The 12194-nt window shown below is 65.3% G+C and carries 8 protein-coding genes; 2 read left to right on the top strand and 6 right to left on the bottom strand.

All coding sequences use genetic code 11. From position 1 onward, the window contains the following. Positions 1-101: 101 nt before the first annotated feature. Positions 102-266, top strand: a complete 165-nt coding sequence (locus tag ABIF91_RS26740; RefSeq protein ID WP_074117325.1) for a DUF3309 family protein — start codon at positions 102-104, stop codon at positions 264-266. 126 nt (positions 267-392) lie between these two features. On the opposite strand, the gene ligD is transcribed toward ABIF91_RS26740, so the two are convergent. Next, positions 393-3071 carry a DNA ligase D gene (ligD, locus tag ABIF91_RS26735; protein WP_028177494.1) on the bottom strand — a complete coding sequence of 893 codons (2679 nt, stop codon included), beginning with the start codon at positions 3069-3071 and terminating at the stop codon, positions 393-395. A gap of 116 nt (positions 3072-3187) precedes the next feature. On the opposite strand from ligD, the gene ABIF91_RS26730 reads away from it, so the two are divergent. After that, complete coding sequence (locus tag ABIF91_RS26730) at positions 3188-4072, top strand: Ku protein (RefSeq protein WP_028177493.1); 885 nt, start codon at positions 3188-3190, stop codon at positions 4070-4072. Between the two features lie 305 nt (positions 4073-4377). On the opposite strand, the gene ABIF91_RS26725 is transcribed toward ABIF91_RS26730, so the two are convergent. From ABIF91_RS26725 to kdpB, 5 genes are all read right to left on the bottom strand, one after another. After that, positions 4378-5721 (bottom strand): IS1380-like element ISBdi2 family transposase, encoded by a 1344-nt coding sequence (locus ABIF91_RS26725; RefSeq protein WP_208086440.1) that lies wholly within the window; start codon positions 5719-5721, stop codon positions 4378-4380. A gap of 91 nt (positions 5722-5812) precedes the next feature. Beyond that, positions 5813-6517: a response regulator gene (locus tag ABIF91_RS26720; RefSeq protein ID WP_424579477.1), complete on the bottom strand. Its 705-nt coding sequence runs from the start codon at positions 6515-6517 to the stop codon at positions 5813-5815. After that, positions 6514-9237 (bottom strand): DUF4118 domain-containing protein, encoded by a 2724-nt coding sequence (locus ABIF91_RS26715; protein WP_424579476.1) that lies wholly within the window; start codon positions 9235-9237, stop codon positions 6514-6516. Before ABIF91_RS26715 ends, ABIF91_RS26720 begins: the two co-directional genes overlap by 4 nt. Before the next feature lie 40 nt (positions 9238-9277). Next, positions 9278-9883: a K(+)-transporting ATPase subunit C gene (locus ABIF91_RS26710; protein WP_028181272.1), complete on the bottom strand. Its 606-nt coding sequence runs from the start codon at positions 9881-9883 to the stop codon at positions 9278-9280. A 183-nt stretch (positions 9884-10066) separates the two neighbouring features. Next, a complete protein-coding gene (gene kdpB / locus ABIF91_RS26705) occupies positions 10067-12184 on the bottom strand; it encodes a potassium-transporting ATPase subunit KdpB (protein WP_028181271.1) in 2118 nt (705 codons plus the stop codon). Positions 12185-12194: the final 10 nt, after the last annotated feature.

Here is a 12194-nt window from a genome sequence, read left to right as displayed (position 1 = left end):
CCTTGTTTCAATGCGGGAACTTTACAACCTGCGGCAAGTTGCCCCCGCACGACGGGACAGGTGCAAACGACCCTTTCGACAAAGGGCTGGAGGAGACTCGTATGTCAATCGGCACGATCATTCTGATCATTCTGATCATCGCCCTGCTTGGCGGTTTCAGCGGCATCGGCGGCGGGCCGTTCTACGGCACCGGCTATTATGGCGGCGGCGGCCTCGGGCTCGTCATCATCATCCTGCTGATCCTGCTGCTGATGGGACGGATCTAACACAACGTGGATCGCGTAGGGTGGGCAAAGGCGCAACGCGCCTTCCTCGCCACGACAAGGAAAGACGTGGGCACGCTTCGCTTTGCCCACCCTACGAGACCGGCCTTCGCCGCAACAGCGACAAACCTACTTCACCTTCGCCGCCAGCTTCTTCATCGCCGCCTTGATCGAAGCGGCGGCATCGTCATAGCCCTCCCATGCTTTCGATCGCGCCAGCAGGCCCGGCACGGTGCGTAGCGTGTAGCGCTTCGGGTCGAGATCGCTCTTCACCTGCGCCCAGGTGACCGGCATCGATACCGTGGCCCCGGCGCGCGCCCGCGGGGACAACGGGGCCACCGCGGTCGACATGCGGTCGTTGCGCAGATAATCCAGGAAGATCTTTCCCTCGCGCAGCTTCTTCGACATGTTGAGCAGATAGCGTTCGGGATCATCGTCCGTCATCCACTGACAGACGCCTTGCGCAAACGCCTTGGCTTCCTTCCAGCTCACCTTGTCGCGCGCGCCGTGAAGCAGCGGCACCACGACGTGCAGGCCCTTGCCGCCCGTGGTCTTGCAGAAGCTGTCCATGCCGATGTCGGAAAGGCGCTGCCGCATCTCCTTGGCCGCCTCGACGACGTCGGCGAAGTCGACGTCGGGCGCGGGATCGAGATCGAACACCAGCCGACCCGGCGTGTCATAGGCATAAGGCGCGCAATTCCAGGGATGCAGCTCGACGCCGCCGATCTGCGCCACGGCGGCGAGCCCCTCGATCCGATCGATCTGAAGGTAGGGCTTGCGGTCGCCGGAGACCCTTGCGAGCTCCAGAAGGCTCGACGTCCCCTGCATCGCATGGCGCTGGAAGAAGCATTCGCCCTTGATGCCGTCCGGCGCGCGGATCAGCGAACACGGCCGGCCCTTGAGGTGCACGATCATCCATTCGCCGACGGCTTCGAGATAGCGGGCAAGGTCCAGCTTTGTGACGACGCCGCCATCGCCGTCGTCGGGCCAGAGCTCCTTGTCCGGCTTGGAGATGACGACACCCATGACCTCGGCATTTTGAGCGGTCTGCTTCGACTGCCGCCCCGCCTTCGTGCGCGCCGCCTTCCTGGCGGAGGGCCTGGCGAGCTCGGTGTCGACGGGCGTCTCCGCCTCGACCTCCTCGGCAGGCTTGTCCTGCCGCAGTCCCTTGAACGCCGCCTGGCGAATGTTGCCGTCGGCGGTGAAGCCGGCGAACTCGATCTCGGCGACGAGCTCCGGCTTCAGCCAGTGCACGTCGCGGGTCTTCTTCGGCGCATTCTTGCCGCCGAACGGGCTTTGCTTGGCCTCCAGCGCCTTCAGGACAGGCATGATGCGCTTGACCTTGTCCGCTCCGAAGCCGGTGCCGACCATGCCGACGAAGGCGAGATGATCGCCGCGCTGCACGCCCGCCATCAGCGAGCGGAACTTGCCGCTCGTGGTCTTGTAACCGCCGATCACCACCTCGTGGCCGGCGCGACATTTCGACTTGACCCAGCTGTCGGTGCGGCCGGAACGATACGGCGCGTTCAGCTTCTTCGAGACCACGCCCTCGAGCTCGAGCTTGCAGGCCGATTGCAGCACGGCATCGCCGCCGCTCTCGAAATGCTCGACATAGCGGAGCTGGCTCGATTTCCGCTTGCGCGATTCCAGCAGTTTCTTGAGCTGCGCCTTGCGTTCGCCGAGCGGCAGGCGGCGGTAGTCCTCGCCCTCGGCGAAGAGCAGGTCGAAGGCAAAGAAGATCAGCTCGTCGGTCTTGCCGTCGGACAACGCAGCCTGCAGCGAGGAGAAGTTCGGCGCGCCGTTATGGTCGAGCGCGACGATCTCGCCGTCGATCATCGCGTCGGGCAGCGCAGCCGCTTCCTTGGCAATGGAGGCGAACTTGCCGGTCCAGTCGAGACCCTTGCGCGTCTTCAGCGTCGCCTCGCCGTCCTCGACCCGGAGCTGCACCCGGTAGCCGTCGAACTTGATCTCGTGGCACCAGCCCTGGTCGGCCGGCGGCCGCTCCACCAGCGTACAGAGCTGCGGCGCGACGAAATCCGGCATCTCCGGGACCTTCCTTGCGTTCGCCGCAGTCGTGGCGCTCTTCTTCGCCGCTCTGCCGCCCTTCAGCGCGGTGCGCGGCGCCGGCTTGACCGTGCGCCCTTTCGTCTCCTCGGCACGGTTGGATTGCCAGACTGCATCGGCCTTGCCCCTGGAACCCTTGGCCAGCATGAACGGCTTTGGCGCGCGGCCCTTGCCTTCGGCAATCTGCTCCATCGCGCGGCCGGAGGCGACGGACTTGTCCTGGTCGAGAACGTCGTTGTCCGCGCCTTCGCGGACATATTCGTCACGATGCTTGATCAGGAGCCAGTTGGTGCGCTTGCCGCCGGTGCGGTCGTTGCGCATGCGCACCAGGACCCAGCTTCCATGCAGCTTCTCGCCGTGCAGGGTGAACTTCAGATCGCCCTTCTTGAAGCCGGCTTCCGGATCATCCGATTCCCACGTGCCGCGGTCCCACAGCATCACCGTGCCGCCGCCATATTGCCCTTCCGGAATCGTGCCTTCGAAATCGCCATAGTCGAGCGGATGGTCTTCCACCTCGACCGCCAGCCGCTTGTCGTGCGGATCGAGGGAGGGTCCTTTCGTCACCGCCCAGGACTTGAACACGCCGTCGAATTCGAGCCTGAGATCGTAGTGCAGGCGGCTGGCGTCGTGCTTCTGGATCACGAAGCGCCGCTGCTTCGATGGCGCGACTGCGGTTTTGCCCGATGGCTCCGGCGTCTTTCCGAAATCCCGCTTCTGTCGGTAAGTGGAGAGTTTTTGCAGCACGACCGGTCCCGCTTCTCTTTCGGCATTTAGCCTATCACGGCGAAAGTCCCGCCCGGAACCAAAACCCTATGGGGCGGTTGGGGTTCCAAAATGCCTTGAAAACGCTGGAGAATGGAATGGCCCCGCGCGCCTATTGGAAGGGAACGTTGAAGCTGTCGCTGGTCAGCTGCCCGGTTGTGCTTTATCCGGCGACCACGGCGGCGGAGAAGACGCGGTTTCACCTGATCAACCGCGAGACCGGAAACCGGCTCAAGCAGCAGATGATCGATTCCGAGACCGGAGACGTCGTCGAGAGCGACCAGAAGGGCCGCGGCTACGAGCTGCGCAAGGGCAAATACGTCGAGATCGAGCCGGAGGAGCTCGAAGCGGTCCAGATCGAGAGCAATCACACCATCGACATCGAGAGCTTCGTGCCGCGCGATGAGATCGATCAGCGCTATCTCAACCATCCCTATTACATCGCACCCGACGGCAAGGCCGCGGTCGACGCCTTCGCCGTGATCCGCGACGCCATGAAGGACGAGGAACGCGTCGCGCTCGCCAAGATCGTGCTGACCAACCGCGAGCATGTGATGGCGATCGAGCCGCTCGGCAAGGGCCTGCTCGGCACCACGCTGCGTTTCCCATACGAGCTGCGCGAGGAGGACCAGTTCTTCGACGACATCAAGAGCCCGAAGATCACCAAGGACATGGTCGAGCTCGCCGGCCATATCCTGCGCACCAAGGCGGCGCATTTCGATCCCGGCAAGTTCAAGGACGAGTACGAGGACGCGCTGAAGGCGCTGGTGAAGCGCAAGGCCAGCGGCAAGAAGATCGAGCTGCCGGAGCCCGAGCAGCGGCCGAGCAACGTCGTCAGCCTGATGGACGCGCTGAAGCAGAGCCTGAAGGGACGCGGCGGGAAGAAGACGGCGACGAAGTCGCATCCGCGGCGTGCGACCGGACGGCATCGCGCCGCAAAGAAGACCCACCGGTCGACGGCGCGGCACAGGAAGGCGGGCTAATCCGACTCGACGTGAGCTCGCGCCTCAACCTCCGTCGTCATGCCCGGGCTTGACCCGGGCATCCACGTCGATCCCGTGCGCTGATGCACGTGGATGGCCGGGACAAGCCCGGCCATGACGGCTCGCTTGACGGTGCTAACCCGTCCTATTCGTGAGAGTGCGGCTTTTGGGCCCGATTGATGCGGCCGCACATCTTGTCTGACGAGGCGCACAGGATTGCCTTCGGCTTTTCGCCGCCTGACGACCGGTACTTTGCAACGCGCTTGAGGGATGGGTTGGGCGAACGGGGGCGGACGCCCCGCCGGTCAAGGACCGAGCGGCAGCAGCGCGCCGGGCAAGCCGCAGATCAGGTCGGCTTCGGGACATGCCGCGGCAAACGCAAGGCGAATGCGGCTCGTGGTCTCGACGACACGGGCGGCGATTTTCAAGAGCCGAAGACGCAGCGTCGCGAACTCGGCAGCGGCCAATTCCCGGGCTTTGGGAATGGCGTCGCGCACGGTCAGCATCAGCCAATAAGCGGCCGTATGGAGCACGAGACGGACCTGGTTGGCGAGCGCCGAACGGCAGCTGGTGCGATCGGAGGCGAGCTGCGTCTTATGCAGCTTGATCAGATTCTCGGCTTGGCCGCGCGCGCAATACAGGCTGTCGTAGATCCACTCGGCCGAGCCGACATCGAGGCTGGTGACGACGAAGCGGATGTCGAGGCCGAGCATCGTCGCCTCAATACGGGCGACAGTGCGCCGTTCGCGATCCCAGGACTTTGCCTTGTGGCGCGTCTCGGTATAGCCACGCAGAACCGGCAGGTTCTCGATGGCGCGTCGCGTGCGGATGTCGTCGGCGACCTCGTCGACTTTTCTGGCGAGAGGCTTGGTGCCGGACAGACCGAAGATGTAGTCGATGCCGTTGGTCTCGCACCACGCCATTGCCTCCGGCCGGGCATAGTGCCCGTCGCCACGGAACGTAATTTGCGTGTTGTGCCATCGCGTCCGGATATGCCGTACCAGGCGGCGCAGATGGGCACGCACCTCGACGCCGCCCGGCGTCTTGCCGGGCCGCAGCACGACGGCCACGGGCCGGCTCTTCTCCGTGTCGTAGACGTGGATCGGCAGGAAGCAGCGTTCGTCATAATGAGCGTTGAACAGCGAGAGCTGCTGATGGCCGTGGACGACGTCGCAGGTATCATCGATGTCGAGCGTGACGGATGCCGGCTCGCGCGGGTAGCTATCCATCCATGCGTCGACCAAAGTGTAGGTCAGCCGGATCACGTCGCGCAGGCGCGGAGCATTCTCCAGCCGCGACAGCGTCGGCTGGGAACACAAATCCCGGCCCGTGTCCGGTAGGCGACCGCAGGCCAGCTTGAATGCCGGATCGGACCTCAGATGATCGAGGTCGTCGGCGTCCTCGTAGCCGCAGCAGATCGCGAACATGCGAGCGCGGAACATATCGACCAGGCTGTGCACGACCCGCGTCGGATCGCGCCGATCCGGGAACACCCGGGCCAGATTGTTGGCCAAACCGAGACGCCGCTCGGCCATCGCCAGAAGCATCACGCCCCCGTTCGAGGTTAGGCGCCCACCATCGAAGGCAGCTGTGACTTTCTTGGCGTGAACGGCTGGAAACGAGAAGGGCGGAATCGTATCGTCGGTCATGGCGGGCGTGGCGTTCGCGGTTGGAGGTGATGGGGTTGGCTTCGCAACCGAATCCTACGCCGCATCAGCGCTTTACCCCTCAGGCGCACTCTTACGAATAAGACGGGCTAATCCCCGCCTTCAGCCTGTACCCGATCCCCGTTTCCGTCAGCACATATTGCGGCCGTTCCGGATCGGCTTCGATCTTCTGCCGGAGCTGGCGGACATAGACGCGCAGATATTGCGCGTCGGTCAGTTCGTCCCACAGCTCTTTCAGCAGGAAGCGGTGGGTGAGCACCTTGCCGGCGTGCTGCACCAGCACGCGCAACAGGTCATACTCCTTCGGCGAGAGCTTCACTTCGCGCTCGCCGACCTTGACGATGCGGCGGACCAGATCGACCGAGAGATCGCCGGTGCGGAACACAGGGCGTTCGCCCTTGACCTGAAGCTGGTGGCGCAGCGCGGCGCGCAGGCGCGCCAAAAGCTCCTCCATGCCGAACGGCTTGGTCAGATAATCGTCGGCGCCGAGATCGAGCGCCTGCACCTTGCCGGCTTCGTCGCCGCGGCTCGACAGCACGACGATCGGCACGGCTTCGTTGCGGGCGCGAATGGTGCGGAGCAGTTCGTGCCCCTGAACGTCGGGAAGGCCGAGATCGAGGATGATCAGCGCCGGCCCCTCGTCAAGCTTCTCCAGCGCAGTCCTGCCGTTCGACGCCTCCAGGATCTCATAGCCCTGCGTGGTCAGCCCCATCCGCAGCAATTTGCGGATCGGCGGCTCGTCGTCGATGACCAGGACCTTGATCGGAGCAGCGCTCATGCGGCGGTATCCAATGCGTGGCTCGCTGCCGGGATGGGCAGGCGAATGGTGAGGATCGCGCCGCTCCGCTCGCTGCGATTGGCAGCGGCGATCGTACCGCGCATCGCCTCGACGAAGCCGCGGGAGATGGCGAGCCCGAGCCCGGTGCCGGGACGGACGTGATCGCCTTTCTGCGCGCGATAGAACTTGTCGAACACGCTCTCGAGCTCGTCAGGCGGAATGCCGGCTCCCTCGTCGGCGATCTCGAGCACGACATGACCGCTCTCGCGCCGGCCGCGGATCGAGATCGTGGTCTCGGACGGCGAATATTTTGCAGCATTGTCGAGCAGATTGAACAGCACCTGCTCGAACAGCACGGCATCGAGCTGAAGCATCGGCAGATCGGCGGCCAGCACCAGCTCGACCTTGTGCGCCTTGAGAATCTTGCTGGCGCGCCGCAGCGCGCTGCCCACGATTTCGCCGAGATCGTGCAGCGCCGTATTGGGCACGATAGCGCCGGATTCGAGCTTGGTCATGTCGAGCAGATTGGCAATGAAGCGGTTGAGCCGCTCGGATTCGTCGATCACGGTGGCGAGCAGGTCGCGCTTCTCGGTGTCGGAGAGGGCGCCGGCGAGATCGCGCATGGTGGAAGCCGCCCCCAACACGGAGGCGAGCGGCGTCTTCAGATCATGCGAGATCGAGGTCAACAGCGCCGAGCGCAGCCGCTCGGACTCGACGGTGCGCTTGACGCGGTCCATGTCCTCGACCAGCAGCACGCGCTCGATCGCGAGCGCGCCCTGGTCGACCAGCGCATCGAGCAACCGGCGCTGGTCCGGCGTCAGCAGCGGGCCGGTGCGATCGTTGTCGATGCCGATGACGCCGATCGGGCCGCGCCCGGTGCGCATCGGCAGGAACAGCCGCTTTGCGCCCGGCAACGTGTCCGAGCCGCGGCCGGCGGGGCGATCGTTGCTCCAGGCCCAATTGGCGGCGGCAAGATCGGCCTGGTCGAGTTCGTCTTCGGGCGGATAGCCGGACTTCACCGTGAGCAGGCCCTCGTCCGGCAGCAGCAGCACCACGCGCACCTTCAGCATCAACGCGATCTGGTAGGCGGTCGCCCACAGCACGTCGTCGAGCGTGGCGGTGCCGGCGAGCTTGCGGCTGAAGGCATGGAGCTGCTCGGTCATCCTGATCCGGCCGATGGCGGTGTCGGCTTGGATGCGCACGCGCGCCGCGACATTGGAGACGATCATCGCCACCACCAGGAACAGCAGGAAGGCGGCGACATTGGTCGGGTCGGTGATCGTGAAGGTGTAGAGTGGCGGCAGGAAGAAGAAATTATAGCACAGGGAAGCCGCGACGGTCGCCAGCAGCGACGGCCACAAGCCATAGCGCACGGCAACCACGACCACCGCCGTCAGCAGTACGAGGTCGACGTTCTCGATGCCGAACCGGGGCTGGATCAGCTCCGCGGCGCCGAGGCCGATCAGCACGATCCCGAGCGCCTTCAGATAGGGCAGCGGGTTGAACGGCTCCGACCGCGCGGCGGTCTGCACCGCGGTCTTGGGCGCGGCCTCGCCGGGCATCTCGTCACCGGCGATGACGTGGACCGTGATGTTGCCGGCGCGGCGCACCAGGTCGTGCACGACGGAGCCGCGCGTCATCTCGAACCAGCGCGAGCGCGTCGACTTGCCGATCACGATCTGGGTGACGTTGTTGCCTTGCGCGAAATTGACGACGTCATCGGCGATACAGCGGCCGACGGCGGGAATGGTCAGCGCTTCGCCGCCGAGAGCTTCCGCCAGCCGCAACGTGTCGGCCAGCCGATCGCGCTCCTCGTCGGACAATTGCAGGGATCGCCGCGTCTCGATCGAAATCGCGGTGAATGGCGCATGCAGCCGGTCGGCCAGCCGCTTGGTGTAACGCACGAGGCCAGCGGCGCGTGGATCCTCGCTGACGCAGACCAGGATGCGCTCACCCGCGGCCCAGGGCCCGGCAATGGCATTGGCCTGCATGTGGGTGAGAAGCTGCTCGTCGACCCGCTCGGCGGTGCGCCGCAGTGCGAGCTCACGCAGCGCGGTGAGATTGCCCGGCGAGAAATAATGCTCCAGTGCCCGCTCGGCCTGCTTGGGCACATAGACCTTGCCCTCCTTCAGCCGCTGGATCAGATCGTCTGGCGTCAGGTCGATCAGCTCGATCGCGTCGGCGCGGTCGAATACCGAATCCGGCACGGTCTCGCGGACCCTGACATGGGTGATCTGGGCAACGACGTCGTTCAGGCTCTCGATGTGCTGGATGTTGACGGCGGTGTAGACGTCGATGCCGTGGGACAGCAGCTCCTCGACGTCGAGATAGCGCTTGGGATGGCGGCAAAGGGGCGTGTTGGTGTGGGCGAGCTCATCGACCAAAGCAATCTGCGGCCGCCGCGCGATCACCGCATCGAGATCCATCTCCTCGACAATCTGGCCGCGGTACTCCAGCCTCTTGCGCGGGACCACTTCGAGGCCGCGCACCAGCGCCTCGGTCTCGGCGCGGCCATGGGTTTCGACGAACCCGACCACGACATCGATGCCGGCCTTGCGCTTGGCATGGGCGCTTTGCAGCATCTCGTAGGTCTTGCCGACGCCGGGAGCGGCGCCGACGAAGATCTTCAGCTTGCCGCTCGCACTCTCCTCCCGGCGCGCGGCTTCCAGCAGCGCTTCGGGAGAGGGACGTTGTTCGGGATCGCGGCGCTCTCGGACCATCTCGCCAATATAATCATCTGCGCGCTGCGAGCCTAGACTGCTACTTCGCGGCCATGCGATCGAGCGCAAGATTCAGCGCCAGAACGTTAACCCTGGGTTCGCCGAGCAGGCCGAGCAGACGGCCTTCGGTGTTGGCGGTCACAAGCTGCTTGACCTGATCCTCAGGCAGATTCCTCGCCTTTGCCACGCGCGGCACCTGGAATTGCGCCGCTTCCGGCGAGATGTTCGGGTCGAGGCCGCTGGCCGAGGTCGTCACCAGATCGACCGGCACGGCCGCGTTCGGATTCTCGCTCCTGAGCTTGTCCACATCTTCCTTGAGCCGGTCGGCCAGCGCCTTGCTGGTCGGGCCGAGGTTGGAGCCGCCCGAATTGGCGGCGTTGTAGGGGGCCGACACCGTCTTGGTCGAATCATTCGGGTCCGGCGCAAGCGTCGCCGAGGGACGGCCATGGAAGTACTTGTCGTCCTTGAACTCCTGCCCGATCAGGGCGGAGCCGATCACCTTGCCGTCCTTCTCGATGAGGCTGCCCTGCGCCTGCACGGGAAACAACGTGCCGGCAATGGCGGTCATCGCGAGCGGATAGGCAAGGCCGGTGATGGCGGTGAGCGCGAGCAAGAGGACGATCGCGGGGCGGATTTCTCTGAGCATGTTGAGTCTCCAATTATTCTGTCACTGCGAGCTGGGAAGCCGGACCCTCACCCTGAGGAGCCGCGCCTGCGCGGCGTCTCGAAGCGCGAGGCCATCAGCCGGGCCTTCATCCTTCGAGACGCGCGTTCCGCGCTCCTCAGGATGAGGGTCTGGCAGAATCGCCTCGTCGCTCGCGATGACATGTCAGGCCAGATGCAAGGCGGTCACCAGGAGGTCGATCGCCTTGATTCCGATGAAGGGGATGACGATTCCGCCCAGGCCATAGATCAAGAGGTTGCGCCGGAGCAACGCACCGGCGCCGACCGCGCGATAGGCGACGCCCTTCAGCGCGAGCGGGATCAGCGCAATGATGATCAACGCGTTGAAGATGATCGCCGACAGGATGGCGCTCTGCGGGCTCGACAGGTTCATGACGTTGAGCACGTTGAGCTGGGGGTAGAACGCCAGGAACATCGCCGGGATGATCGCAAAGTACTTGGCCACGTCGTTGGCGATCGAGAACGTCGTCAGCGCGCCGCGCGTCATCAAGAGCTGCTTGCCGATCTCGACCACCTCGATGAGCTTGGTCGGGTTGGAGTCGAGGTCGACCATGTTGCCGGCCTCGCGGGCGGCCTGGGTGCCGGTGTTCATGGCGACACCGACGTCGGCCTGGGCGAGCGCCGGAGCGTCGTTGGTGCCGTCGCCGCACATGGCGACCAGCTTGCCCTTGGCCTGCTCGTCGCGGATCAGCTTGAGTTTGTCCTCGGGAGTTGCCTGCGCCAGGAAGTCGTCGACGCCGGCCTCGGCCGCGATGGCGGCAGCCGTCATCGGATTGTCGCCGGTGATCATGATGGTGCGGATGCCCATGCGACGCAGCTCCGCGAAGCGCTCGCGAATGCCGCCCTTGACGATGTCCTTGAGCTGGACGATCCCGAGCAGCTTGCCATCCTTGGCGACAGCCAGCGGGGTGCCGCCGGACTTCGACACGTCGTCGGCAATGGCCTGGATCTCGCGGCCGAGCTCGGAAAGAGCGGCAGACTGCATCGCCCGCGCCGTGTTGCCGGAAGCGACCGCGGTCGGAGCGCCGCCGCCGACATAGTTCAGCATGGCATCGACCGCACCCTTGCGCACCGACGAGCCGCCGGCATCGACGCCGCTCATGCGGGTCTGCGCCGTGAACGGGATGAAGGTGGCCCCCAACTCCGCCATGTCGCGGCCGCGGATGCCGTACTTCTCCTTGGCCAGCACGACGATGGAGCGACCTTCCGGGGTCTCGTCCGCCAGCGAGGCAAGCTGGGCGGCGTCGGCCAACTCCTGCTCGGTCACACCGCGCACGGGACGGAACGCGGTCGCCTGCCGGTTGCCGAGCGTGATGGTGCCGGTCTTGTCGAGCAGCAGCGTGTCGACGTCTCCGGCGGCCTCGACCGCGCGGCCAGACATTGCCAGCACGTTGAAGCGGACCAGGCGGTCCATTCCGGCGATGCCGATCGCCGACAGCAGCGCCCCGATCGTGGTCGGGATCAGCGTCACGAACAGCGCCACCAGCACGATGACCGAGATCGAGCCGCCGGCATAGGCCGCGTAGCTCGGGATCGTCACGGTGGCGAACACGAAGATGATGGTGAGGCCGGCGAGCAGAATGTTGAGCGCGATCTCGTTCGGCGTCTTCTGCCGCTCGGCGCCCTCGACCAGCCTGATCATGCGGTCGATGAAGGTCGAGCCCTGGGCTGCCGTGATGCGGACGCGGATCCAGTCCGACAGCACCTGCGTGCCGCCGGTCACCGCCGAACGGTCGCCGCCGGATTCGCGGATCACGGGTGCCGATTCGCCGGTGATGGCGGCTTCGTTGACGGAGGCGACGCCCTCGATCACCTCACCGTCCGAGGGGATCGTGTCGCCCGCCTCGACCAGCACGAGATCGCCGACCTTCAGGCTGGTGCCGGGCACGAGCTTGTAATCGCGGCTCGCGCCGCTCAGGAGCTTGGCCTGGCTCTCGGTGCGGGTCTTGCGCAGCGTCTCGGCCTGCGCCTTGCCCCGGCCCTCGGCCACTGCTTCGGCAAGGTTGGCGAACAGCACGGTGAACCACAGCCAGAGGATGATCTGGAAGGTGAATCCGAGATTTTCCCCGCCGGTCAGGAGATCGCGCAGGAAGATCACGGTGGTGAGCGCGGCAACGATCTCGACCACGAACATGACCGGGTTCTTGATCATGGCGCGTGGATCGAGCTTGGCGAAAGCCGCGCCGATCGCCGGCATCACGATCCTGGGATCCAGCATCGCCGACACCGGCATGCGCTTGTTGGGTTTATGGACGGGTTCCATGGAGGTCACT

This window comes from Bradyrhizobium sp. USDA 241, assembly GCF_049739505.1.
In the GTDB taxonomy this organism is placed as follows: Bacteria; Pseudomonadota; Alphaproteobacteria; order Rhizobiales; family Xanthobacteraceae; genus Bradyrhizobium; species Bradyrhizobium liaoningense.
This window is presented reverse-complemented; position numbering and strand designations above follow the sequence as displayed.